General features: G+C 44.1%; 19 protein-coding genes. 9 read left to right on the top strand and 10 right to left on the bottom strand.

What is annotated here, in order from left to right; genetic code table 11:
* The first annotated feature begins 252 nt into the window (after positions 1–252).
* The gene (locus tag AB4486_RS02485) at positions 253–1,800 is read left to right on the top strand and encodes a SulP family inorganic anion transporter (protein ID WP_017062156.1); all 1,548 of its coding nucleotides are present in this window, start codon (positions 253–255) and stop codon (positions 1,798–1,800) included.
* Between the two features lie 114 nt (positions 1,801–1,914).
* Here AB4486_RS02485 and AB4486_RS02480 read toward each other — a convergent pair whose 3' ends face one another.
* Entirely contained in the window at positions 1,915–2,364 is a 450-nt protein-coding gene (locus tag AB4486_RS02480) for a low molecular weight protein-tyrosine-phosphatase (RefSeq protein ID WP_017067202.1), read from the bottom strand.
* 84 nt (positions 2,365–2,448) lie between these two features.
* Between AB4486_RS02480 and cobO the strand changes: the two genes are divergently transcribed.
* Positions 2,449–3,054 (top strand): cob(I)yrinic acid a,c-diamide adenosyltransferase, encoded by a 606-nt coding sequence (cobO, locus tag AB4486_RS02475; RefSeq protein WP_017062158.1) that lies wholly within the window; start codon positions 2,449–2,451, stop codon positions 3,052–3,054.
* A 223-nt stretch (positions 3,055–3,277) separates the two neighbouring features.
* On the opposite strand, the gene AB4486_RS02470 is transcribed toward cobO, so the two are convergent.
* From AB4486_RS02470 to apbC, 3 genes are all read right to left on the bottom strand, one after another.
* Positions 3,278–5,416: an AsmA family protein gene (locus tag AB4486_RS02470; protein ID WP_102427874.1), complete on the bottom strand. Its 2,139-nt coding sequence runs from the start codon at positions 5,414–5,416 to the stop codon at positions 3,278–3,280.
* Between the two features lie 106 nt (positions 5,417–5,522).
* The gene (gene udk / locus AB4486_RS02465) at positions 5,523–6,164 is read right to left on the bottom strand and encodes a uridine kinase (protein WP_004734002.1); all 642 of its coding nucleotides are present in this window, start codon (positions 6,162–6,164) and stop codon (positions 5,523–5,525) included.
* Positions 6,165–6,440: 276 nt separating this feature from the next.
* Complete coding sequence (gene apbC, locus AB4486_RS02460; protein ID WP_017063474.1) at positions 6,441–7,517, bottom strand: iron-sulfur cluster carrier protein ApbC; 1,077 nt, start codon at positions 7,515–7,517, stop codon at positions 6,441–6,443.
* Positions 7,518–7,674: 157 nt separating this feature from the next.
* Here apbC and metG point away from each other — a divergent pair, with 157 nt between their 5' ends.
* Both metG and AB4486_RS02450 read left to right on the top strand, forming a co-directional pair.
* Positions 7,675–9,735, top strand: a complete 2,061-nt coding sequence (gene metG, locus AB4486_RS02455; protein WP_017062160.1) for a methionine--tRNA ligase — start codon at positions 7,675–7,677, stop codon at positions 9,733–9,735.
* Between the two features lie 221 nt (positions 9,736–9,956).
* On the top strand, positions 9,957–10,436 hold the full coding sequence (locus AB4486_RS02450; RefSeq protein ID WP_010437231.1) for a DUF1456 family protein: 480 nt from the start codon (positions 9,957–9,959) through the stop codon (positions 10,434–10,436).
* A 194-nt stretch (positions 10,437–10,630) separates the two neighbouring features.
* Here AB4486_RS02450 and fadR read toward each other — a convergent pair whose 3' ends face one another.
* Positions 10,631–11,470 carry a fatty acid metabolism transcriptional regulator FadR gene (gene fadR, locus AB4486_RS02445; RefSeq protein ID WP_017062161.1) on the bottom strand — a complete coding sequence of 280 codons (840 nt, stop codon included), beginning with the start codon at positions 11,468–11,470 and terminating at the stop codon, positions 10,631–10,633.
* A 640-nt stretch (positions 11,471–12,110) separates the two neighbouring features.
* Here fadR and nhaB point away from each other — a divergent pair.
* A complete protein-coding gene (gene nhaB / locus AB4486_RS02440) occupies positions 12,111–13,703 on the top strand; it encodes a Na(+)/H(+) antiporter NhaB (protein WP_102332510.1) in 1,593 nt (530 codons plus the stop codon).
* A 132-nt stretch (positions 13,704–13,835) separates the two neighbouring features.
* The gene (gene dsbB, locus AB4486_RS02435; RefSeq protein ID WP_017063472.1) at positions 13,836–14,360 is read left to right on the top strand and encodes a disulfide bond formation protein DsbB; all 525 of its coding nucleotides are present in this window, start codon (positions 13,836–13,838) and stop codon (positions 14,358–14,360) included.
* A 125-nt stretch (positions 14,361–14,485) separates the two neighbouring features.
* Here the strand turns inward: dsbB and AB4486_RS02430 are convergent, their stop codons facing one another.
* Positions 14,486–15,106, bottom strand: a complete 621-nt coding sequence (locus AB4486_RS02430; RefSeq protein WP_017063471.1) for a YecA family protein — start codon at positions 15,104–15,106, stop codon at positions 14,486–14,488.
* Between the two features lie 175 nt (positions 15,107–15,281).
* Here AB4486_RS02430 and dusC point away from each other — a divergent pair, with 175 nt between their 5' ends.
* A complete protein-coding gene (gene dusC, locus AB4486_RS02425; RefSeq protein ID WP_372116396.1) occupies positions 15,282–16,238 on the top strand; it encodes a tRNA dihydrouridine(16) synthase DusC in 957 nt (318 codons plus the stop codon).
* Between the two features lie 126 nt (positions 16,239–16,364).
* Here the strand turns inward: dusC and AB4486_RS02420 are convergent, their stop codons facing one another.
* The 3 genes from AB4486_RS02420 to yfbV all read right to left on the bottom strand — a co-directional run bounded on the left by AB4486_RS02420 (position 16,365) and on the right by yfbV (position 19,803).
* The gene (locus AB4486_RS02420) at positions 16,365–17,831 is read right to left on the bottom strand and encodes a GGDEF domain-containing protein (protein ID WP_372116395.1); all 1,467 of its coding nucleotides are present in this window, start codon (positions 17,829–17,831) and stop codon (positions 16,365–16,367) included.
* A 251-nt stretch (positions 17,832–18,082) separates the two neighbouring features.
* Positions 18,083–19,048, bottom strand: coding sequence for an ABC transporter substrate-binding protein (locus AB4486_RS02415; protein ID WP_372116394.1), 966 nt, complete (start codon positions 19,046–19,048; stop codon positions 18,083–18,085).
* A gap of 302 nt (positions 19,049–19,350) precedes the next feature.
* Complete coding sequence (gene yfbV, locus AB4486_RS02410) at positions 19,351–19,803, bottom strand: terminus macrodomain insulation protein YfbV (protein ID WP_017062168.1); 453 nt, start codon at positions 19,801–19,803, stop codon at positions 19,351–19,353.
* 341 nt (positions 19,804–20,144) lie between these two features.
* Between yfbV and AB4486_RS02405 the strand changes: the two genes are divergently transcribed.
* Entirely contained in the window at positions 20,145–21,341 is a 1,197-nt protein-coding gene (locus AB4486_RS02405) for an acetate kinase (protein WP_017062169.1), read from the top strand.
* A gap of 147 nt (positions 21,342–21,488) precedes the next feature.
* Positions 21,489–23,654, top strand: coding sequence for a phosphate acetyltransferase (gene pta, locus AB4486_RS02400; RefSeq protein WP_017069189.1), 2,166 nt, complete (start codon positions 21,489–21,491; stop codon positions 23,652–23,654).
* A gap of 82 nt (positions 23,655–23,736) precedes the next feature.
* Here pta and AB4486_RS02395 read toward each other — a convergent pair whose 3' ends face one another.
* Positions 23,737–24,675 carry a glutathione S-transferase family protein gene (locus AB4486_RS02395; protein WP_372054655.1) on the bottom strand — a complete coding sequence of 313 codons (939 nt, stop codon included), beginning with the start codon at positions 24,673–24,675 and terminating at the stop codon, positions 23,737–23,739.
* Positions 24,676–24,728: the final 53 nt, after the last annotated feature.

Below are 24,728 nucleotides of genomic sequence, written 5' to 3'. Positions count from 1 at the left end.
CTGATAGGTAATCGCGAGTAAATAGAATCAAAGGCTGCTTATTAAAGCAGCCTTTTTCATATCTACTAATCGAATAAAAATTAACAGATATATTACTCAAAGTTAGGTTCAACCTTGAACTTAATCACATTTTTGGGTAGCATTCGCGCACTTATCTTTTCGACACTTCGCTATTGCCGCTCTTTTCCATCACTGTTTGGCTACGCAATACACCCGTGTCGGTAAATCCATCTTAAGCATAGCTGAGCAAACATGTTCGAATTCCCACAATTTTCAAAGCACTCTGTAAAGAATGACGTGCTTTCAGGTCTTACAGTAGCCCTGGCTCTGGTACCTGAAGCTGTAGCATTCGCCTTTGTTGCTGGCGTTGACCCAATGGTTGGTCTTTATGCAGCATTCATCGTAGGTTTAATCACTTCTGTCTTTGGCGGCCGTCCAGGTATGATTTCTGGCGCAACCGGCGCAATGGCCGTTGTAATGGTGAGCCTAGTGGCAACCCATGGTGTTCAATACCTATTCGCAGCCGTTATGCTGGCTGGCCTTCTGCAAATTGCAGCAGGTGTATTTAAACTAGGTAAATTTATCCGTATCGTTCCACACCCAGTAATGATTGGTTTCGTGAACGGTTTGGCCATTGTTATCTTCCTAGCTCAGCTTGGTCAGTTTAAAGCGCCAGACGTAACAGGTGCATTAACTTGGCTACCAAGCGGTCAAATGACACTCATGCTGGGTTTAGTAGCCCTTACAATGGCTATCATCCACTTCCTACCTAAGCTAACAACAGCGGTACCATCTTCACTGGTTGCTATTGTTACAGTAACGGCTTTGGTTGTCGGTCTTGACCTTGAAACTCGAACTGTTGTCGACTTCCTACGTACAATGTCTGGTGACGAAGCTGCTACGCTAGCAGGCTCTCTTCCAACATTCTCAATTCCTGCTGTTCCGTTTTCTTTAGATACACTACAGATCATCCTACCGTACGCAATTATCCTTGCGGCTATCGGCCTGATTGAATCTCTGCTGACACTGACAGTACTAGACGAAATGACAAACACTCGTGGTCAATCTAACCGTGAATGTGTTGGTCAAGGTATGGCTAACGTAACGTGTTCTGTATTCGGTGCGATGGGTGGTTGTGCGATGATCGGTCAATCGATGATCAACGTAAACTCAGGTGGTCGTGGTCGTCTTTCAGGTATCGTCGCCGCAGTTGCACTACTGATGTTCATCCTGTTCGGTTCTGCACTGATTGAAATGATTCCTCTAGCAGCACTTGTGGGCGTAATGTTCATGGTTGTTATCGGCACATTTGAATGGGCAACCTTCAAGCTTGCGCGTCGCGTTCCTAAACAAGACTTCTTCGTTATCGTTCTTGTTACCGTAGTAACAGTACTGACTGATCTTGCTGTGGCAGTAGGTGTTGGTGTTGTCGCTTCTGCGCTAATGTTTGCTTGGCAACATGCTAAACACATCTACGCAGATACATCAGTAAACGCTGAAGGCTCAAAAGAGTACAAAGTTAACGGCCCAATCTTCTTTGGTTCAACGGCTAACTTCCTAGAGTTGTTTGACGCATACAACGATCCACAAGATGTAATCGTTGATTTCGCAAACTCACGCGTGACTGACCACTCTGCAATTGAAGCGATCGACACGATTGCTGACCGTTACGCGGCGCTAGGTAAAACACTTCACCTTCGCCACCTAAGCCAAGACTGTGTTGCTATGCTGCACAAAGCAGGTAGCTTAGTTGAAGCGAACGTTGCAGAAGACCCAATCTACAAAGTAATGTCTAAGTAATCTTAGCTGTAGCTTTAAGTTAGATTTAGAGAGGCCGACATTCAATGTCGGCCTTTTTTATACCTATCGGTCAGCCCTTACGCTGATAACAAAACGACGTACATTGTTCCTACACTACATCGAACGCAGTATCGCTTCGCTAGACTCTTCGATTAAATCCAACACCAATTCAAAACCATTTCCCTCACCATAATACGGATCGGGGATCTCTTGATATTGTGACTCTCCAAAGCTCAAAAATAATGCGAGCTTGTATTGGAGGTGAACTGGGCATTGGCTCATTAAGTCGTCTAAATTCGCCCTATCGGCCGCGAGTATCAGGTCAAATTCTTCGAAGTCATTATCTACCACTTTACGAGAAGTAATCCCCTTAAAGCTGTAGCCTCGCTTCTCTCCTGCAGATTTGGATCGCGAGTCTGGCGGGTTGCCTTGATGAAAACCAATCGTCCCCGCAGAGTCGACCACAACATCAATATCCAGCTGTTGCGCTTTCTTCCTTAGCACCGCTTCACCTGTTGGCGAGCGGCAAATATTCCCCATACAAACTACGAGTATCTTTTTCATCCCTAATCACCTGTTCTTCCGATGGTTTTTGCTATCGTTAAGTTAGGCTATGATAGACGCAATCACAACTTAAAAGGATTTGTTATGTCGACTGAAGACAACAAAGAACAACGCCACAAAGCAAGACAACAGAAAGTAAAAGAACAAGTCGATGCACGTGTCGCTGCAGCACAAGAAGTAAAAGGCCTATTGCTGGTCATCACGGGTAACGGTAAAGGTAAATCAACATCCGGTTTTGGTACGATTACACGTGCAGTTGGTCATGGTAAGAAATGCGCCGTTGCTCAGTTTGTTAAAGGTACCTGGGATAACGGCGAAAAAAACGTTCTGCAAAAGCTTGATGTCGAGTTCCAAGTCATGGGCACAGGCTTTACTTGGGAAACTCAGAACAAAGCGCAAGATATTGAAGCTGCGCAGCGTGTATGGAAAGAGTGCCAACGCATGCTGGCTGATGAGTCGATCGATGTGATTCTGTTTGATGAACTGACTTACATGGTTAGCTACGGTTACATCGAACTCGATGAAGTGGTTGAGGCGTTGAATAACCGCCCGAAGATGCAGTCTGTCATCATTACAGGTCGTGGCGCGCACCGTACTCTTACTGAGATAGCAGATACAGTATCTGAAGTTCGCAATGTGAAACACGCTTTTGAATCTGGTGTTAAAGCGCTACAAGGCGTTGACTGGTAATCACCTTCAACCAGAGATCCCCGACTCGGTCATTCTTCCCTCTCGAGGATGACGACCACTAGGCCGTTACGCTCTTGAACAAAGGACGACGGCCTATCGTCATTCCCTAGAGCGAGGGACGAGTGTCATAGGGAATCTCTCTTGAGTATTATCGAGCCAAAAATAAAAAGCGCCATTCCTACAACAGGAGTGGCGCTTTGTTCATTTTTAAATGAGATGAAGACTAGTTAAACAAACCTTTTAGTAGACCGTTTACTGCGTCTCTTGTTTTCTCATCTTTGATCTTGTCACCGTACTTTTCGTCTAACTTTTCTAAACCACGATCAATTTCTTTCTGTGCTTTCTGTTTCAATACATCATCAAAAACAAGTGCAAATTTCGGGGCTGCCCACTGACCTGTTACCTTAATTGGGATAGTCACATCTTTCAGGTCGTCGATGCTCTTACCGCCCTGACCTTCAAGTGAACCCACAATTGATGTACGCACAAGGAAGTCGACCGTTTCATTGATGAAGTTTGCTTTACCTTGACCTGTCACACGTAACAGTGGCGACTGTGCTGATAAGTCGTTAGTTGAAACCCAACCTTTATCCACTTTCAGCGTCGCTTTCATTGCACTGAAGTCCGTTTTTTGAGCTTCATTTGTGCTTTCAACTTTCTCGCCCTTGATCTTAGCGTAGTTTTCTCGAATCAGTTGAGCTACGTTGATGCCGTTAACTGCACCATCTTCAAAGTTAATCGCGATAGTACCGACTAGGTTTTTCTTGATACCCGTCGGAGTTAGACTCTTACCTTTCACGTTGACATCAATATTACCGGTACCTTCCAGCATATCGTTATCTGCAACATCAACCAGTAACGGTTGTACTTTCACGCCTTTGATTTTCTTCTTAGCCGTGTAAGTCGCTGGTGTTTTACGAGCGTCTAACTTTGCAGTAGCAGAAATAGAACCTTGGTAAAGATTCGAGGTGAATGAGGTTAGCTCTGCGATACCACGGTTAACCGAAAATGCGGTTTTAACATTCTGCATCTTCGCGTTATTCGCCTTGAACTTATCAATCGTGATGTCACCTTTCACGTCTAACGTTTTCAGAGCCGACAGATCAGGTTCCACTTCTTTAGCTGGATCTGAACTACCAGAACTTGACGTTGAACCACCAGCAGAACCAGAAGGCGCTGTGCTCGCTGTTTCTGTTGTATTGCCTAAGCCTAAGAATTCATCTAAATCAATATTCGGGCTATGAAGAGAGAAACGAACCTTTGGTATTTCAGATAGGATTACGTCTGCTTTACCGTCTAATGCAATAGCGTTAGCTTGTAGCTTCTCTAACACAAAGCTCAGGTGGCTCTTGTTAAGATCGAAGCTTAAGTCAGACAGCATGTCGACTTTCATTGGAGACTGAGGAAGCGTGTCGCCTTTGAATGTTGAGTCTAACGTTAACTTGTTCAGCGTTACTTTTGAAATCGCGCTATCAACAGTAAGTTCACCGCCACCTTTAAGATCAAGGTCAAGGCCAGCTGCATTACCGATTACAGCGTAAGTCAGTTGGTTTACCTTATCGAACTCAAACGTATTCAAGCCAATTTTTGCTGACTCAATCGACGTCGCTGGATCATTGAACTTAGCGTTTAAGTCGATATTACGAAGTGCGTAACTTGCAAAGCCTTCAGCTAATTTGAATTCTGCACTGCCTTGTGCAGAGAACTTCTGTTGATTGTTCTCACCAGAAGCCGCAAATGTCGCGGTTGTCCATGTATCAACGGCAAACTCAGAAAGATTCAAAGACACATCGTATAGCTTAGTGAATGAACCCGCTTGCTTGTCGTCCATTTCAAACAATGCGTTTGATACAGTTACGCCTGCAAGGTTGATCGTCCAACCCGATGCGTCTGTGGTAGTTTGCTCTTGAGGGGCAGGCGCTGATTCAGAACTTGTGCCTGCTGCAGGCTCAGATTCTTGAGGCGCTGACGCTTGCGTTAGTGCATCAATGTTCTTGCGACCATCTTTAAGCGTTTCTAAATAGAATTCTGCACCATCTAGAGTAATGTTGCCGATCTCTAGTTGGTTGCTAAATAGCGGAGTAACCGAAACGTCAACGCCAACGGTATCAACCTTAAATAGGTTAGGTTGCGTAAAACCTTCAGGGTTGCGTAATTCAGTTTGACCAAGTTCAAAGCCAATGGATGGGAAGAATTGCCAGCTGATATCACCCTCGATCACTAGCTCTAGGCCTGTGTGTTTTTGGGCTTGTTCGACAATTAATGGCTTAAATTGGTTGGGATTCACTAACAGCACTAGTGCCAGAATTGCTGCAACGACAACAAACACTGGTACAGCTATGAAAATGAGTAGTTTCTTCATCCGCATATTCCTTGCTTAGATTCCAAAAGAAAGTGGCACTATAAAAGTGCCACTGATTCGGTAAAAAATAAAGCTAAGTGAGTCACTTAGGCAAAATTTTATTCGATTAAGACTTCAACAACTTCGCAATGTGCGCTTTTAGCACATCAATCGCAATACGGTTTTTACCACCACGAGGAACGATGATGTCTGCATGTTGTTTTGAAGGCTCGATAAACTGCATGAACATTGGACGTACTGTTTCTTGGTATTGCTTAAGTACAGTGTCCATTGTACGACCACGCTCTTCTACATCACGCTTAACACGGCGTAATAGACAGATGTCTAATGGTGTATCCATAAACACACTTGCGTGCATTAGTTTACGAAGACGCGGGTCTGTTAGAAGCAGAATACCCTCTAAAATGATCACTTTCTTTGGAGTAAGTGTAGTCGTTTCAGAAGTACGTGTGTGCTCTGTGTAGCTGTATTCAGGAACTTCTACGGCGTTGCCACTCATTAGCTGCTGTAGATGTTCACATAAAAGATCATGATCTAGTGCATTTGGGTGATCGTAGTTAGTTTTAACACGCTCTTCCATACTCAAGTGGCTTTGGTCGCTGTAATAGCAATCTTCCGTGATAACACCAATTTGATGGTCGCCTACTTTTTCGCGCAATTCATTATAAATTGTACTAGCAATCAGACTTTTTCCTGAAGCTGAAGCGCCAGCGATACCTACGATGACACATTGATTATTATCAGACATTAATTTTGCACCCGATATGGTTTGGTGGTGGGAAGAGATAAACCGCCTGATTATAGGGGCTAAAGCACATAGATTCTAGTCGCCATTTTAGCTAATTGCAGTCAAATTGATGATATCAATGCATTTAATGAATGCAATCGTTTGCTTTCAAATAACTTGCCTACAACTATTTGCACAAGCCCAATGGATATTGACTTAAATCCACCGCTGTTTATCTAATCCAAACTATATTTAAACGACTTTGTGATTAACTTGCGCTATTCAACCATAGATTCGTTATTCAACCATAGAGAAGTTAATCGCTTCTGGTCTCGCCTTGCCGGTCCAGAACATCTTCGCAGCCACATTCTCTGCAAGCTCTAAGTAGTGACGTGTATGTTCACTATCTGGACGACGAATCACCGTCGGGCAACCTGCATCGATATCTTCTCGCACATCAATATGAAGAGGGATCTGTGCCAAAATATCGAGGTAAAACTCTTCTGACATAGCTTCGGCACCACCAACACCAAAGATATGCTCTTTCTCACCACAGTGACTACAAATATGATAGCTCATGTTTTCAACTAAGCCTGCGACTGGCACACTCACCTTATCAAACATCGCTACGCCTTTACGTGCATCCGCTAGCGCCAAATCTTGAGGAGTGGTCACCACTACAGCCCCGGTCACTGGGATCTGTTGCGATAACGTCAGCTGAATATCGCCCGTGCCCGGTGGCATATCAATAACTAGATAATCCAACTCTGGCCATACGGTTTCGTTAACAAGCTGACCTAAAGCCTTGGCCGCCATTGGACCGCGCCAAATCGCAGCGTCATCTTTCGACACAAGATAACCGATAGAGTGAGTGAAAATACCGTGCGCTTCGATTGGCATCATCCACTTGTTATTCTGGACTTCTGGTTTCGCATCTAATTGGCCAAGCATCATAGGTACAGAAGGACCATAGATATCCGCATCCAACAAACCCACTTTTGAACCAGACTTAGATAAAGCCAAAGCAAGGTTGACTGAAGTGGTCGATTTACCCACCCCACCCTTTGCAGATGTCACGGCGATGATGTTCTTCACCCCCTTCAATGGTGTCGCAACCGTGGTTTCTAACGCAGACGGCTTCACCTTCACTTCAAACTGAAAAGCGCTAACAAGCTGTTGTTCAATCTGAGAGTGAATCCACTGTTCCAATTCAACCGCAAGCTGATTAGCGGCAAAAGGTAAGGTGATAACAAATGATCCACGCGGATCAACCGATACAATATTTTGGTGTAGCGCCCACTCTGGGATGAGGATTGGTGACTCGAACTCATTCAACCATGAACAGAAATCTTGCTTAGAAGTAAAGTTACGCATTGGGACTCCTTTTTTTATTTATGCTATCACCCACGAGATGAAGACTGAACCCCTAAAAAACTAGGGGAATCCTTAGTCTGATACCTTGGCGTATCACACGTTATAAAGTAGTATTACCTCTCAAATTTATACCTATCAAAAAAGCGAATTATTAAGTATGGCAACTGATCCAAGACAACTTTTGGTAACTTGTGCGCTTCCGTACGCTAACGGCTCTATTCACCTTGGCCATATGCTTGAGCATATCCAAGCTGATATCTGGGTTCGATACCAGCGTCTACGTGGCAACACTGTAAACTTCATCTGTGCTGACGATGCTCACGGCACGCCAATTATGCTTAAAGCTCAACAGATGGGTATCACGCCAGAAGAGATGATCGCTGCTGTTAGTGAAGAGCACCAAAAAGACTTCGCTGGCTTTGATATCAGCTTTGATAACTACCACAGCACACACAGCGAAGAGAACCGTGAACTGGCTTCTCACATCTACTTAGAACTTAAAAAGAACGGCTTCATTTCTAGCCGCACTATTTCTCAGCTTTTCGACCCTGAGAAAGAGATGTTCCTACCAGACCGCTTCGTAAAAGGTACTTGCCCTAAGTGTAAGTCAGAAGACCAGTATGGTGATAACTGTGATAACTGTGGTGAGACATACAGCCCAACTGAGCTAATTAACCCTAAATCAGCGGTTTCTGGCGCAACTCCAGTAATGAAAGACTCTGAGCACTTCTTCTTCGACCTACCTCAGTTCGAAAGCATGCTTAAAGAGTGGACTCGTTCTGGCTCTCTACAGAATGAAACTGCAAACAAAATGCAGGAATGGTTTGAGTCTGGTCTGCAACAGTGGGATATCTCACGTGATGCACCTTACTTCGGCTTTGAAATCCCAGGCGAAAAAGACAAGTTCTTCTACGTATGGCTAGACGCACCTGTTGGCTACATGGCTTCTTTCAAGAACCTATGTGACAAACGTGACGATCTAAACTTCGATGAATACTGGAAGAAAGACAGCACAACTGAGCTTTACCACTTCATCGGTAAAGACATTGTTTACTTCCACAGCCTATTCTGGCCAGCAATGCTAGACGGCGCAGGTTTCCGTAAGCCAAACAACGTATTCGTACACGGCTACGTAACAGTGAACGGTGCGAAGATGTCTAAGTCGAAAGGCACATTCATCAAAGCAAGCACGTACCTAAACCACCTAGACCCTGAGTGTCTACGTTACTACTACGCTGCGAAACTAAACAGCCGCATCGATGACTTAGATCTTAACCTTGAAGACTTCACTCAACGTGTAAACGCTGACGTAGTAAACAAGATTGTTAACCTAGCTTCTCGTAACGCTGGCTTCATTACTAAGCGTTTTGAAGGCAAGCTAGCTGCTGAATTTGCAGAGCCTGAGCTATACAACGAATTCGTTGCTGCTGCTGAGCGTATCGGTGAGCTATACGAAACTCGTGAATTCAGCCGTGCTATCCGTGAAATCACTGCACTAGCGGATAAAGCTAACCAGTACATCGACGAAAAAGCACCTTGGGTTCTTGCAAAAGAAGAAGGCAAAGAAGCTGAGCTTCAACAAGTTTCTTCTGTAGGTATTAACCTATTCCGCGTACTGATGGCTTACCTGAAACCAGTGATGCCAGAGCTTGCAGCTCGCACTGAAGCTTTCCTAAACGAAGAGCTAACGTGGGAAGCGATTGCTACTCCGCTAACTGATCACGAGATCACTAAGTTCAAAGCGCTATTCAACCGCATTGACCCTAAGAAAGTGGAAGCAATGGTTGAGTCTTCTAAAGAAGATGCAGCCGCTGAAGCAGCAGCGAAAGAAAAAGCAGAAGCTGAAAAAGAGCAAGCAAGCCAAACTGAGCTAGACAAAGAGCCAATCGCAGACGAGATTGAGTTCGATGCCTTTGCAGCAGTAGACATGCGTATCGCTCGTATCATCTCTTGTGAAGAAGTACCAAAAGCGAACAAACTACTGAAGTTCCAACTAGACATCGGTGGTGAGACTCGCCAAGTATTCTCTGGTATCAAATCAGCATACAAACCTGAAGAGCTAGAAGGCAAGCTAACTGTAATGGTAGCAAACCTAAAACCTCGTAAGATGAAGTTTGGTATGTCTGAAGGCATGATCCTAGCAGCGGGCCCTGGCGGCAGCGACCTATGGATCCTTGAGCCACACGAAGGTGCTCAACCTGGTATGCGTGTAATGTAATTCTGACTCCAGTCAGATAACAAGCACCCATCACTAAATCCCTAATGCATTTTTGACTTGAAAGAGTTAATCAGCATTGGGGATTTTTTATATCTACCGAAAATTAGCGTTCTCTGTTAGAGTCGCCGTCAACTATGCTATGTAGAGTAGAAATTGGTTCGTCGACAAAAATAGGCTAAACCAACACCTCTTTACTCTAAAACCCTTTTTAGGAATCCCCAGTGACTAACAACGAAATCTTGCGTCGTATTCAACACGCACTAAACCTTAAAAATGCACAAATCATCAAAGCTATCGAACAAGCTGATGTGACTGTTGCTCATGACCAAGTGATTAACTGGCTAAAAGATGACAACGACAAGTCATGCTCTAAGATGAAAGATAAAGAGTTAGCGGTATTCCTAAATGGTTTCATCAACCTTAAGCGTGGCAAAAAAGAAGGCGAGCAACCTAAACCTGAAGTTGCACTGACGAACAACATGATCTTCATGAAGCTTCGTATCGCATTAAACATGAAAGCAGAAGATGTTTTGGACGTACTAGAAGTGGTTGGCATTAGCTTGAGCAAGTACGAAATCGGCGCTTACTTCCGCAAGCCAGAAAACAAAAACTACAAAGTGTGTGAAGACCAACTACTTTGCGATTTTCTAAACGGTGTGCAATTTACCAACCGTCCAGACTCAGAAGAGTTTGCGGGTTAAGTTACTACTCCTAGATAAATTTTAAGTTGCTACACATAGATAAATTACTCGTCATAGGTAAGTAACTGACCCACTGATAATTTTCTAGTAACGACAGATAAATAAAAAGCGGCGAGATAATTGAATTATCTCGCCGCTTTTTCGTTTTCTTTACGTCACTGACTAAACAGGAACAACAATAGTAAACCTATGCCTTAGCTGTCGTCTTCAGTGAAGTTCGTCGGCAATGTCGTTTTCATTTCATTCCAAACTTGTGCACTTGCGATACCGTAGTTACGAATCACTAATGGCAAAGTTTCGCGCTCGCCACTTTCACAGATAATGAACAACTCTTTATAAAAGTCCATCGCTAAACGTCGTGCTTCTGGGTTAGAGAAGTAGTAGCTACCGATACGGTCATAAAGTTTACGCACACCGTTAAAGATCAGGCCGTAAATCTGGTTGCCTGAGTGGAATGCCAAACGTTGGAAAAGCATGTAATCATAGAAGTTGAAAGTCTTCGCGATTAAGATCGTCTGACGTTTCGCTTCATCTTTTTCTGAATCTTCTTTTACCGCTTGTTTGATCTTGTCAGCGTATGGCGACGATTCTAGGAACTCATCCCAAGTTGGTGCCGCAAGTAGCGCTTCACAAGATTCAATCACGTTACTGATAGTACGCTCTGAAGCTTCTTTGTTTGCTTTGAATGCATAACGCATAAAGATCGGGCTGATATTAGTACGAGCAGCAAGCAGGTCTTCTACCATTTTGCTTGCGTTATCAACGTCCAACGTCATTAGCGTATCAAGGATATGAAGACCTGAGGTTTCCATAAACTGGTTAACTTTAGTTGGTTTGCCATGTTGGATTGTCAACCAACCATCACGAGCAAGACGTTGTAGTACTTCACGAAGCGTAGTACGTGTAACACCAATCAGCTCAGAAAGCTCACGCTCTGCGGGCAAGATAGAACCTGGAGGGAAACGGCCATTCCAAATACTTTCAATGATATACTTCTCTGCAAATCCTGCCGGGCTCTTCGCCTTAATGACCATCTACACTTCAATCCAATTTAATTATTCTGTTCTAATTTACTCATCATACCACTAGTTCACACCTAGCGGAAACACCCTCAAAAATTTTACTCCCCCTAAACACCGTTAGAGTTATAACTCTAAAGTTCAGCACACGTTTGCACCTCAGATTTGTAAAGCAAGCGACTCTAAACCACCATTTAAACAAACCGTTAACACAACAATTTTTCTTTAAAATCAATGGGATTGGTCATATTTTTAAAGCTATTAATTTGCAATATTAAGTTGTAATAATCATATATAAGCCGTCGTTATTCTGTGATTTTCAATCATTTCGCTGAAATATTGATTCTAGTCGGTTTTTATCACATTTTAAGTGGTATGCTTGCGCTACTTTGATCGCGTTTCTCAACAAAAAAGAGGTATTTTTAGGGCTACAGGGCTTTTCCTGTTGACTAAATGTTATCTAAGAGTAAAGTTGCGCTCAAAAATAAGCAGTGCTTGAGTTTCTAAGGGAGTGACTTGGCAAGACCACAGAACATTACATGGAATGTAGTTTTTCTAAGTCACTGTTAGTCATAGTTTTTAACAATTTCTATAGCTCGATTCTCAAAATGTTGTATTGCTTGTCTATTCATAATCAACATAAAAGAGTATTAACATGCCGATGTCTCTCGGAAACGCTTTTATCAAGAACTTCCTTGGTAAAGCTCCTGATTGGTATAAACTTGCCATCATTTCCTTTTTAATCATCAACCCGTTTGTTTTCTTCCTAGTTGACCCATTTGTTGCGGGCTGGCTATTGGTGGTTGAGTTTATTTTCACTCTAGCTATGGCTCTCAAATGCTACCCACTTCAACCGGGTGGTCTATTAGCTATTCAAGCAGTCGCCATTGGCATGACCAAACCAGAAATGGTTTATCACGAGCTGCAAGCAAACCTTCCTGTATTACTCTTGCTCGTATTCATGGTTGCTGGCATTTACTTCATGAAAGAACTGCTTTTGTTCATTTTCACGAAGATCTTGCTTGGCATCCAATCTAAAATTTTACTCTCCGTTGCCTTCTGTGTTGCTGCCGCTTTCTTATCAGCATTCCTAGATGCACTAACAGTAATCGCCGTAGTTATTAGCGTTGCGGTCGGCTTCTACTCTATCTACCACAAGGTTGCATCAGGCAAGGGCACAACGTCTTCGCACGATCATACTCATGATGAAGAGATCTCAGAGCTAACTCGTGATGACCTAGAAAACTACCGTGCTTTCCTACGTTCACTGCTAATGCACGCTGGTGTGGGTACAGCACTGGGTGGTGTAATGACCATGGTAGGAGAACCACAAAACTTGGTAATTGCTAAGCAAGCAGGTTGGGAGTTCGGTGAATTTATCATCCGTATGCTGCCAGTAACACTACCTGTTTTCTTCTGCGGTATTTTAACTTGTGCACTTGTCGAGAAATTCAAAGTGTTTGGTTACGGTGCTCAACTACCAATGAATGTTCGCCAAATCTTAGTTGAGTTTGACAACAAAGAACGTGCAAACCGCACAAAGCAAGACGTAGCAAAACTATGGGTTCAGAGTGCAATCGCAGTTTGGCTGATTGTTGGCCTTGCGCTTCACGTCGCTGAAGTAGGTTTGATTGGCCTTTCAGTGATCATCTTGGCAACGGCATTTACTGGCGTTATCGAAGAGCACTCAATGGGTAAAGCCTTTGAAGAAGCACTGCCATTTACCGCACTTCTTGCCGTCTTTTTCGCGGTTGTTGCTGTAATCATCGACCAAGCTCTATTTAAGCCAGTAATCGATGCTGTACTTCACGTTGAAGATAAAGGCGCACAGCTCGCACTCTTCTATGTTGCCAACGGTATCTTGTCGATGGTTTCAGATAACGTATTCGTAGGTACGGTTTACATCAACGAAGTGAAAACTGCACTGGTTGAAGGCATTATCACTCGTGACCAGTTTGACCTACTTGCTGTTGCTATCAACACTGGTACTAACCTACCTTCTGTTGCTACACCAAATGGCCAAGCTGCATTCCTATTCCTATTAACATCAGCACTTGCTCCGTTAATTCGATTGTCTTACGGTCGCATGGTTATCATGGCGCTGCCATACACCATCGTATTGGCACTGGTTGGCCTAGCAGGCATTGTGTTCATCGTAGAGCCAATGACAGCATGGTTCTACGATGCTGGTTGGATCATTCAACGCACTGGTGAAGTCGTCGCTCCAGTTATCTCTGGTGGTCACTAAGCTAAACACTGTGTCGCAAACCACAATAACTATAACTAACTAATCAAAAATATTAGTTGATTAGGAAACTTATCCAAGATAAAAAGCTCTGAGTAATCAGGGCTTTTTTATTTTATAGACGGGATTAAATTCGTGAACTTTTTTGCAATGCTTAAAGACTTCTCTAAGGGACGTTTATCTTGGCTTTTACTGCTGGCTTTTATTGTCTTTTTTGAGGCATGCGCTCTCTTCTTCCAACACGTGATGATGCTTGGCCCTTGCGTAATGTGTATCTATGAGCGCGTTGCTATGCTCGCTATCGGTGTTGCCGCCATGATTGGTGCGATTGCCCCGAATAACCCAATATCACGCTGGTTAGGCCTTGCTAGCTGGGGATTTGGCGCATACAAAGGTTTGATGCTTGCTTTAGAGCACGTCGATTACCAGTTCAATCCGTCCCCTTTCGCAACCTGCGACTTATTCGTAACCTTCCCTAGCTGGGCGCCTTTAAACCAATGGGCTCCGTGGATGTTTGAGGCTTACGGCGATTGCAGCAAGGTTGTGTGGCAGTTCTTCGATCTTTCTATGCCTCAGTGGCTAGTAATTATCTTTGCAGGTAACTTGGTTGCTTTCGGTTTTGTGGTTATTTCTCAATTCGTTAAATCAAAGAATGACTAACAATTAACTCATCATGTCCAGAAACGAAAAAGTCGACCCAAAGGTCGACTTTTTTATTACTTAAACTTTTTATCACTTAAGAAAGTCTGTTACTCACTCAAGCTAAGTTGCTCAACAAGCCGTGACTAGCTGTTTTTACCGCAGCATTGTTTAAACTTCTTGCCGCTTTCACAAGGGCAAAGGTCGTTTCGACCAATGTCTTTAAACGGGTTCACGCTCTGGGACTTATTGCCCAACATAGCTTCATCCGCTGCCATTGCCACTTCTGAGATCATCAGATCGACTTGACCCACTAAATCGGCAAGCGATGGTGGGTTAGTAAGCCCTGCAGCGATCATTTGTTGTTGAGTTTGCTCTTCATCAATCGCAAGCATCAAGGTGGTTAAGAGCGCTTGCAACATGCGCAGAGTACCATCCGCGACTGTCACGCTCTGCCACTGCTCTTCCACTGTTGGCCAAACCATCATGAAGCCTTCAGAAAAATCAGCGAACTGTTCGTTAAAGTCACCTTCAGCCAGTACGTCTGTTAATAGGTATTCATTACGCTGAATCAGGTTGTGCTGGCGATTAATCTGTTCTGTCACCGTTTTTACCAGCTCTTTACCCGCTTCAGGCGCAACGATAACCAGCCACTCTTCTGGATCGAGTGGTTTGGTCGCTAAGTTAGAGGCAAGGATTGCACCTTCCATAAACTGCGGAGTAATGTCAGTGATTGATTCTGGTAGGCTTAATAATTGATATGTCATGAAAGCTCTGGATATTGGGCATTTTCGATATTATAACGCCATCCTCCCAAAGATGTCGCTATTAAGAAACGAAACCATCATTAAGACATGCACCACACTCATAGTGACAATTCTGTAAGCACACCGTACAATCACGCCTCGAATTTTTCGGTTCATTCAGTTTTGGTAAAGCAACATGCGCGTAATACTTGGCCCTATGGAGGGCGTTCTAGACCACCTAATGCGTGAAATTCTCACAGAGATTAATGATTACGATCTCTGTGTGACAGAGTTTGTGCGCGTCGTAGATCAACTTCTTCCCCCGCATGTGTTCCACCGTATTTGCCCTGAGCTACATCAAGGCTCTCAGACCATGGCTGGTGTGCCAATCCATCTCCAACTTCTAGGGCAACACCCAAATTGGATGGCCGAGAATGCTTTTCAAGCTGCTAGCTTAGGCGCGAAAGGGATCGATCTTAATTTTGGTTGCCCAGCAAAAGCGGTCAACAAAAGTAATGGTGGCGCTTCATTGCTAAAAGAGCCAGAGCTCATCTATCAAGTGGTGAACGCCTGTCGAGAAGCGGTACCGGCACACATTCCTGTGTCCGCAAAGATTCGATTAGGTTGGGAGCATCCGGAAGATTGCTTTGAAATCGTCGATGCCATCGAACAAGCCAAAGCTGACGAACTCACCGTGCATGCAAGAACCAAAGTTGGCGGCTATAAAGCCAGCGAAATCAAATGGGACTTCATCAATCAAATAAGAGAAAAAACATCTCTGCCGTTGATTGCTAATGGGGAGATCTGGAACTATCAAGATGGTCAAGATTGCATAGAAGCAACAGGCGTCGATTCATTAATGGTCTGCCGTGGTGCTTTCAATATTCCAAACCTTGGTAACGTCGTTAAGCACAACCACCAGAAAATGCCGTGGGATAAAGTCATTGAACTTTTGCTGCGCTATTCAGAGTTTCAAATTAAAGGGGACAAAGGCATGTACTACCCCAATAGAGTGAAGCAGTGGTTTGTTTATCTAAGTAAAGGCTACCCTGAAGCGAACGAACTGTTTAAAGAAATTCGTACTTTCAAAAAGGCACCACCGATTGTAGAACGCCTTCAGCGTTATCAAGAAGAACGCCGCCAACCTGTTTAAGATTATGTTTAGGGTTAAATACCCAACGCTACAAACGTGTTTACCGGTGCAAATAAGCTTTGCTTGGTAGACACGTTCGCTCTTCCCTCTTTCATTTTCATACAAAGCATCGATTCAATAACGTGGTTAAAATTTAAGACGGTCTTTGCCCGTCGTCTTAGCCACGTACAGCTTTTCATCGGCGTACTTAAATATCTCATCGAAGTTAAGTTTACTTTGCTCAGTTTCAACAATGCAGACACCGCCAGACACCGTAAATCCATTTGGAATAATGTCGGCTGAAGTGGAACAAATCGCATTCTTCACTCGCTCTAATGTTCTCATCAAAGTTTCACGATCTTCGCCTTTCATATAAACGACAAACTCTTCACCGCCAAACCGTGCTGCAACGTCACTGCTTCGAATACTGTTGCTGATCTGACGCGACATATAACGAATCACATCATCCCCCTTATCGTGGCCGTAGGTGTCGTTAATTGACTTAAAATAATCAATATCGAAGACGGTTAATGCAAACAGTTGATCGTGCTCTACACTGCGCCAGAACGCTTCTAAGCCACGACGATTCAATAACCCTGTCATAGGGTCTTTGGCTGCGAGATCTTTGAAGTAACCACGTTCAATATTGGAATTGACGTAGAAGAAGATGGTTACTGAGAACAGATACACAATGATGGCAACAATAAGGCTGTCTTTCTCGTAGACGAAAAAGTGCTCAACCTCTTTCGCGATGTCTAATTTGTAATACATCGCATGGTGAGACGAGACACCATCCAGTTTGATCTCGTGATAAAACGCCGCAGAATCTACCGGAGTCGCTAAAGTGGTATCAATGATATCGATCCGACCTGCAAGATGCTCATTCGAGTTTGCGAGCAGCTTGTCAGCATTAATATCCACCGACAGCATCCCTTGGTGAACGCCTTTATGGAATACAGGGATCGTCATACTGATTATACGGTCTAGAAACTCAAATCGATAAGCGGGACCAGTTAATGTTAATTGTTCTGGATTGTTGGCTGTTTTTTGCCAATAGGGACGACTTTTTATGGTTGAAAGTAATTCCTTGCTCAGTTTCTTAGCAAAGCCTTCAGGCGACGAGATCACATAACCACGCGTATCAATAAAGTGCACACCGTTATGGAATTCATCAAGTTGGGATAAAAATGAAAGAATTGGCGCAAGAGCAACTTTCTCAGATGCACTTTTGTAACTATCACTGGTTTCGGAACAAAGGGACTCTTCACCGACCAACATATAATCTATATCGACAGAAGGAATATCTGAGGTTTTACCATCAGCGAGAAGTAACACGTCGATCGGCCAAATTTGGCAAAGACCATCCACAACTTGTTTGTTGTGCTCAAGAAAGAGAGGGCTTCCTGATTTGTAGTAGTTGGAGAAGCTGTAGTCTAAGGCTGTCACCACCTTTGTGGTTCGTTTGAACACCTCTTCAATACGCTGGAATTCACTGCCAATGTCTTTCTTCACCAAATCAAAATGATTCTTTCCTATTAGGCCAAGTAACATTGCGGCGATCACAGCGGGAAACCCGAAAACAAAGGTTAGGCTAAAGTGCCTATTTACTTTCATATAATGTGCTCTTAGCGTTCAGCTATTTTCATTTTCCCCATTAATATTATTACATTAATCGGCAATTCGCTCGACGTAAAATAATGTAAATTGATATTAACGACACACCTAACGGTCAAATAACCGCTTACAAATGAATAAAATAGAGAAGCGCCAACATATAGAGCAGGTGAGTTTGTTATCTGAGCCCATTTCAATGCTGTTAATAATATGACTTATGGCCTATTAGCTCACCTAACACCAAACTCAATTCACCGGCTAATGACCGCACGCTCAATCACAGATTGAGGCACTGTCACGCCAAGCTCACGAGCAGCATCTAGGTTGACCACCAGCTGAGAACTCTGCGCAGTTTTGACACTCAACTTCCCGGGCTTCTGTCCTTCCAGAATGGCTGCGACATAATCCGCGGTCTGAACCCCAACATCATAATAATCTAGACCTAAACCAGCAATCGCTCCCTTTCCGACATAAGATGTGGCGCCTGCGACGACTGGCGTATCTGCATGGTTAGCCGCTTTGATAAGACCCTCCATGCCGCTTGCAACCGTATTATCGGTCAAGGCATAGATAACATCGGACTTCTTAGCAATGGATTCTGCTTTTGCTTCGACATCGTCAACAGTCAGCGCTTTTTCGGTGTGAAGTGTATAACCGAAATCTCGAGTTGCCTTTCTCAATAACCCAACTAACGCAACGGCATTTGCTTCTGCTGGGTTGTAAACTACACCGATTGAATTAGCTTCAGGGAGCAGTTCTTTGATTAATGACACATGCTGAGTGATCGGAGATAAGTCAGAAAGCCCCGTGACATTACGCCCCGGCTTTTCTAATTGTTTAACGAGCCTAGCGCCGATAGGATCCGTAACCGCGGTAAACACGATAGGAATCGAGCGAGTCGCCGACACTAAGGCTTGTGAAGTCGGTGTCGCGATACCAACAAGTACATGTGGATTTTCACTGACGAGCTCTCTGGCAATCTTGGCTGCCTGAGCCGGGTTACCATTCGCCATTTCATAGGAGAATTCTAAGTTCTTACCGGGTTCATAACCATTGGCTCTCAATCCTTCAAGAAGCCCTAAACGTGTCGCATTCAGATCTGGATGGTCAACAACTTGTGAAACCGACACTTTGGCAACGTTTGCCATTGCATTGCCAGTCCATAGCAACATCAAGCAACTTGAAACCGCTGCCAATACCTTTCTTACAGAACTCATTATCGCTCCCTGAATCAAGCTCTACCCGTCATTACTCGCTCAAAGAGAACAACATCAAAATCACTATTGACATTATTACCAGTAACCATTGATAACTTGAAGTGATATTTAACAAAAATACAACAAGGCTCGAGTTATGTGAGAAAGGTTATATTGACTTCGGAGGAAGGTAAGAAACCAAGTGAATAAGGACAGGTAAGCTAAACGGAAAGTAAGCGAGGTAACAAAAAGAGGAGCAAATCTGAGAACAAGCTATAGAAGATGAATAGTTGTTCTCAGACAAGAGGGAGAGCTGGGATTCTTTAGAACCAACGCTCCATTGAGGATTTATCTAACTGACGAAAGGCACGATTTAAAATGATTGCCAATTCTTTATAGCGAGGGCGCGGCTTCATAGGCTCTAACGCAAAACCCGTTTCAGTGATCTTTTCATGCAGTTCGCGGTACCACGATACTAGCGCCGGCGGAAGTTGTGTATTTGAGCGATTGCCCAACCACCACATACCTTGTAGCGGCAAGCTGATCGCAAACAAAGCCATAACCACAGCCTGTGGCATCGCTTGGTAATTATTAAAGACCATTTGTGTAAGAACACTGATAGCGGCAATCGCAGGCATCACTTTCACGCCAAAACGGGTCGCTTTAATAATGCGTTGTTCTGGGAAGATCGCGTTTAACTCTTTTCGGACGGGCCAGAGATCCATGTACTTTTGGCCATCTTTTAAACTACTAGCTAAACCAACTCTATTGCTCATATGAGTCTCCCATTAAAAAAAAGTTGAAATCATCAACTAAAAACACAAAAATTTGACGAAAAATAATATTCTTTCAAATTTTTTTGTTATATTTGCACAATATCGCTATTATTTGCAGACCTCAATCTCATTGTTGCCCTTATTTACAATTTAAGCAACTTTGAGAAGACTTCTGCAAGGAATGCACAAGCCTCTTTTTGATAAAGAGCGCTTTCACTTTATACGGAAATTAACGTTTTTTTGACCAAGGTTAGTACGCAAGCCTATGTGCTTCGACTATTCTTGAGATTAATTTTCATCCTTAACTGATTTCGATCAGAAAAATAAACAGGTAGTCATTAATGTCTAAGCTAGTTTTAGTTTTAAACTGTGGTAGTTCTTCTCTTAAATTCGCTGTTGTTGATGCAGAAACAGGTGCAGAGCACCTAACTGGTCTTGCTGAGTGTCTAGGTCTTCCAGAAGCTCGTATGAAGTGGAAACTTGATGGCAAGCATGAAGCACAACTAGGCGCGGGCGCAGCTCACGTAGAAGCACTATCTTTCATGGTAGAAACTATTCTTGCTTCTAAGCCTGAGCTTAAAGCTAACCTTGGCGCTATCGGTCACCGTATCGTACACGGTGGCGAGCAGTTCACTTCTTCTGCACTTATCACTGATGAAGTTCTTAAGGGTATTCAAGACGCTGCGACTTTCGCACCTCTTCACAACCCTGCTCACCTTATCGGTATCGAAGCGGCTCAACAGAACTTCCCTGGTCTACAAAACGTTGCTGTTTTTGACACTGCGTTCCACCAAACAATGCCTTCTGAGTCTTACCTATACGCTCTACCGTACAACCTGTACAAAGAGCACGGCATCCGTCGTTACGGCATGCACGGTACTTCTCACCTATTCATCACTCGTGAAGTTGCAGGCCTACTAAACAAGCCAGTTGAAGAAGTTAACATCATCAACTGTCACCTAGGTAACGGCGCTTCTGTATGTGCAATCAAGAACGGTAAATCTGTAGACACTTCTATGGGTCTTACTCCTCTTGAAGGTCTTGTAATGGGTACTCGTTGTGGTGACCTAGACCCTGCAATCATCTTCCACCTACACGACGCACTTGGTTACTCTGTTGAAGAAATCAACAACATGCTAACTAAAGAGTCTGGTCTTGCTGGTCTAACTGAAGTGACTTCTGACTGTCGTTTCGTTGAAGACAACTACGGTGAGAAAGAAGAAGCAACTCGTGCAATGGACGTGTTCTGTCACCGTCTAGCTAAGTACGTTGCTGGTTACACTGCAACTCTAGAAGGTCGTCTAGACGCAATCACTTTCACTGGCGGTATCGGCGAGAACTCTGGCCCAATCCGTGAAATGGTTCTTAACCGCCTAGGCATCTTCGGCATCGAAGTTGACGGTGAAGCTAACCTTAAAGCTCGTTTCGGCGGCGAAGGTACTATCACTACAGCTAACAGCCGTATCCCTGCAATGGTTATCTCTACTAACGAAGAGCTAGTAATTGCTGAAGACACTGCGAAACTAGCAGGTCTTTAATTGATTTTCCTGACTAGCTTCACTCGAAGCTAGTCAGTTTTTCATATCAAGAAAATGGGGCTCAACTTCTATTCCTACCCCAATTTTAATATCGGTGGGAATAGCAGTTGAGCTTTTTTTATTTCCAATAGTTAAAGGTGTTCGTCAATGTCCCGTACTATTATGCTTATCCCTACAAGCGCTGGTGTTGGTCTTACTAGTGTTAGCATGGGTGTTCTTCGCGCTATGGAGCGTAAAGGCGTAAGTGTTTCTTTCTACAAGCCAATCGCTCAGCCTCGTAGCGGTGGTAACCAACCAGATCTAACGTCTACTATCATCAGCGCAAACAGCGACATTAAGATTGGTGAGCCAATCGCAATGACTAAAGCTGAAGCTTTGATCGGTAGTGAAAAAATGGACGAGCTTCTTGAGTCAGTTGTTGAGCAATACAACAAGATCAACAAAGACGCAGAAGTAACGCTAATCGAAGGTCTAGTACCTACTCGTAAGCACCCATTTGCTAACCAAGTGAACGCGGAAATCGCAAAAACACTTGGCGCGGAGATCGTATTCGTTGCGACTCCTGGTACTGACAACCCTACGCAGCTTAAAGAGCGTATCGAAGTAGCATGTTCTAACTTCGGCGGTACTAAGAACAAAAACATCAAAGGCGTAATCATCAACAAGCTTAACGCTCCTGTTGATGAAGCTGGCCGTACTCGCCCTGACCTATCTGAAATCTTTGATGATGCAGACAGCGCTCAGCAAGCGAACCTTGAAGTAATGCAAATCTTCAACTCTAGCCCTATCCGTGTTCTTGGCTGCGTGCCATGGAGCATCGATCTAATCGCAACTCGTGCGGTTGATATGGCTAAGCACCTTAACGCTGAAATCGTTAACGAAGGTGAAATCTCAACTCGTCGTATTAAGAGCATCACTTTCTGTGCACGTTCTCTACCGCACATGATTGAGCACTTCAAACCAGGCTCACTGCTAGTAACTTCTGCAGACCGTCCTGACGTTATCGTTGCTGCGGCTCTTGCTGCGAAAAACGGTGTTGAGATTGGCGCAATCCTGCTTACTGGCGGTTACGACATTCCAGAAAGCATTGCTAATCTTTGTGCACCAGCATTCGCTTCAGGTCTACCGATCTTCAAAGCGCAAGGTAACACTTGGCAGACGTCTCTAAACCTACAGAGCTTCAACCTAGAAGTGCCTGCAGACGATAAAGAGCGTATCGAGTTCGTTAACGATCACGTTGCAAGCCACATTGATGGCCCTTGGATTGATTCTCTATCTGAAGGTACTCAAGGCATCCGTCGTCTAAGCCCACCAGCATTCCGTTACCAGCTAACTGAATTTGCTCGTAAAGCGGCTAAGCGCATCGTTCTTCCTGAAGGTGATGAGCCACGTACAGTTAAAGCTGCGGCTATCTGTGCTGAGCGCGGTATCGCAACGTGTGTACTTCTAGGTAACCCTGAAGAAATCCGTCGCGTTGCAGCGCAGCAAGGTGTTGAGCTTGGCGCTGGCGTTGAGATCATCGATTCTGCATCAGTTCGCGAAAACTACGTAGCTCGTCTAGTAGAACTTCGTGGCGCTAAAGGTATGACTGAAGTTGTTGCTCGTGAGAAGCTAGAAGATTCAGTATTCCTAGGTACTATGATGCTTGAAGCTGGCGAAGTTGACGGCCTAGTTTCTGGTGCTGTTCACACAACGGCGAACACTATCGTTCCTCCGTTCCAGATCATCAAGACTGCTCCTGATGCTTCTATCGTATCTTCGATCTTCTTCATGCTTCTGCCTGATCAAGTTCTTGTATACGGTGACTGTGCGATCAACCCAGATCCAACAGCTGAACAGCTTGCTGAAATCGCTATCCAATCTGCAGATTCTGCTGCGGCATTCGGTATCGACCCACGCGTTGCTATGATCTCTTACTCTACTGGTGAATCTGGTAAGGGTGCAGACGTAGATAAAGTACGTGAAGCAACGAAACTTGCTCAAGAGAAGCGTCCTGATCTAGTGATCGACGGTCCTCTACAGTACGATGCAGCAATCATGGAAAACGTAGCCGCTTCTAAAGCGCCTAACTCTCCAGTTGCAGGTAAAGCGACAGTATTCGTATTCCCAGACTTAAACACGGGTAACACGACTTACAAAGCTGTACAGCGTTCAGCAGATCTAGTATCTATCGGTCCAATGCTTCAAGGTATGCGCAAGCCAGTAAATGACTTGTCTCGTGGCGCTCTAGTAGACGATATCGTTTACACAGTAGCTCTAACGGCTATCCAAGCAGACCAAGCTGCACAAGCTGAAGAAAAAGTAATTAACTAATTTTTCTTTTGTAAAAAGCAAAAACCCTAGATGTTTATCTAGGGTTTTTTTATGTCTGGAGTAAAGGAACTACTTGGTAAGCCTAGCCTCGACCATGTGGTGATTCTAAGTCTAGCTCTGGTCCTTTGGGTACAACTTGAGTCGGATTGATACCAGTGTGGCTGTAGTAGTAGTGACGCTTGATATGATAGAAATCGGTCGTCTCTTTAATACCCTTTATTTGGTACAACTCTTTTAAGTAACCTTGAATATGTGGGTAGTCAGCAATTCGCTGCTTATTACACTTAAAGTGCCCAACATAAACCGCGTCAAATCGAACCAGAGTAGTGAACAAGCGCCAATCCGCTTCTGTAATCTCGTTACCCGCTAAATAGCGATGTTCGCTAAGGTGAGCGTCTACTTTGTCTAGGGCTTCAAACAAGGCGTCATAAGCTTCTTCGTAGGCTTCTTGTGTTGTCGCAAAGCCAGTACGATAAACGCCGTTGTTGATGTTTGGGTAGATATAATCATTCCACTCATCAATCTTCTTGGACAACTCCCACGGGTAGTAATCATCGGTGTTACCCGTTAGCTCATTAAACTCTGAGTTAAACATGCGAATGATTTCAGACGACTCGTTACTCACAATGGTGTTGGTTTTCTTATCCCACAACACAGGCACCGTTACTCGACCTGAATAGTCCGGTTTGGCTTGAGTGTAGATTTGGTGCATTCGGGTATGACCAAACAGAGGTTCAGGTAACCCCATTTGCCAACCTTCACTCATCATGTCTGGGCAAACGACTGTCACGTCAATGTGATCGGTTAGGTCTTTCAGCTCGCGGAAGATAAGGGTTCTGTGCGCCCAAGGGCAAGCTAACGATACGTATAGATGGTAACGGCCGCTTTCCGGCTCAAACTGCGCGCCCGGTTTATTCTCCACCCAGTGACGAAAGCCCGCATCTTCACGAACAAACTTACCACCGCTTTCTTTGGTGTCGTACCACACATCGTGCCAAACACCTTCAACTAACTTACCCATATCCAAACCTCTGTCATCGAAACTTTTCTCTAGTATAAAAAAAGCCAACTTTT

The organism is Vibrio sp. 10N.222.55.C6 (assembly GCF_041473395.1).
Taxonomy (GTDB): Bacteria; Pseudomonadota; Gammaproteobacteria; order Enterobacterales; family Vibrionaceae; genus Vibrio; species Vibrio crassostreae_C.
This window is presented reverse-complemented; position numbering and strand designations above follow the sequence as displayed.

What these genes read in the sequence shown, in the direction of transcription:
- AB4486_RS02485 (WP_017062156.1), top strand. Translation starts at nt 253, where the DNA reads ATGTTCGAATTCCCACAATTTTCAAAGCACTCTGTAAAGAATGACGTG.
- AB4486_RS02480 (WP_017067202.1), bottom strand. Translation starts at nt 2,364, where the DNA reads ATGAAAAAGATACTCGTAGTTTGTATGGGGAATATTTGCCGCTCGCCA.
- cobO (WP_017062158.1), top strand. Translation starts at nt 2,449, where the DNA reads ATGTCGACTGAAGACAACAAAGAACAACGCCACAAAGCAAGACAACAG.
- AB4486_RS02470 (WP_102427874.1), bottom strand. Translation starts at nt 5,416, where the DNA reads ATGAAGAAACTACTCATTTTCATAGCTGTACCAGTGTTTGTTGTCGTT.
- udk (WP_004734002.1), bottom strand. Translation starts at nt 6,164, where the DNA reads ATGTCTGATAATAATCAATGTGTCATCGTAGGTATCGCTGGCGCTTCA.
- apbC (WP_017063474.1), bottom strand. Translation starts at nt 7,517, where the DNA reads ATGCGTAACTTTACTTCTAAGCAAGATTTCTGTTCATGGTTGAATGAG.
- metG (WP_017062160.1), top strand. Translation starts at nt 7,675, where the DNA reads ATGGCAACTGATCCAAGACAACTTTTGGTAACTTGTGCGCTTCCGTAC.
- fadR (WP_017062161.1), bottom strand. Translation starts at nt 11,470, where the DNA reads ATGGTCATTAAGGCGAAGAGCCCGGCAGGATTTGCAGAGAAGTATATC.
- nhaB (WP_102332510.1), top strand. Translation starts at nt 12,111, where the DNA reads ATGCCGATGTCTCTCGGAAACGCTTTTATCAAGAACTTCCTTGGTAAA.
- AB4486_RS02430 (WP_017063471.1), bottom strand. Translation starts at nt 15,106, where the DNA reads ATGACATATCAATTATTAAGCCTACCAGAATCAATCACTGACATTACT.
- dusC (WP_372116396.1), top strand. Translation starts at nt 15,282, where the DNA reads ATGCGCGTAATACTTGGCCCTATGGAGGGCGTTCTAGACCACCTAATG.
- AB4486_RS02420 (WP_372116395.1), bottom strand. Translation starts at nt 17,831, where the DNA reads ATGAAAGTAAATAGGCACTTTAGCCTAACCTTTGTTTTCGGGTTTCCC.
- AB4486_RS02415 (WP_372116394.1), bottom strand. Translation starts at nt 19,048, where the DNA reads ATGAGTTCTGTAAGAAAGGTATTGGCAGCGGTTTCAAGTTGCTTGATG.
- yfbV (WP_017062168.1), bottom strand. Translation starts at nt 19,803, where the DNA reads ATGAGCAATAGAGTTGGTTTAGCTAGTAGTTTAAAAGATGGCCAAAAG.
- AB4486_RS02405 (WP_017062169.1), top strand. Translation starts at nt 20,145, where the DNA reads ATGTCTAAGCTAGTTTTAGTTTTAAACTGTGGTAGTTCTTCTCTTAAA.
- pta (WP_017069189.1), top strand. Translation starts at nt 21,489, where the DNA reads ATGTCCCGTACTATTATGCTTATCCCTACAAGCGCTGGTGTTGGTCTT.
- AB4486_RS02395 (WP_372054655.1), bottom strand. Translation starts at nt 24,675, where the DNA reads ATGGGTAAGTTAGTTGAAGGTGTTTGGCACGATGTGTGGTACGACACC.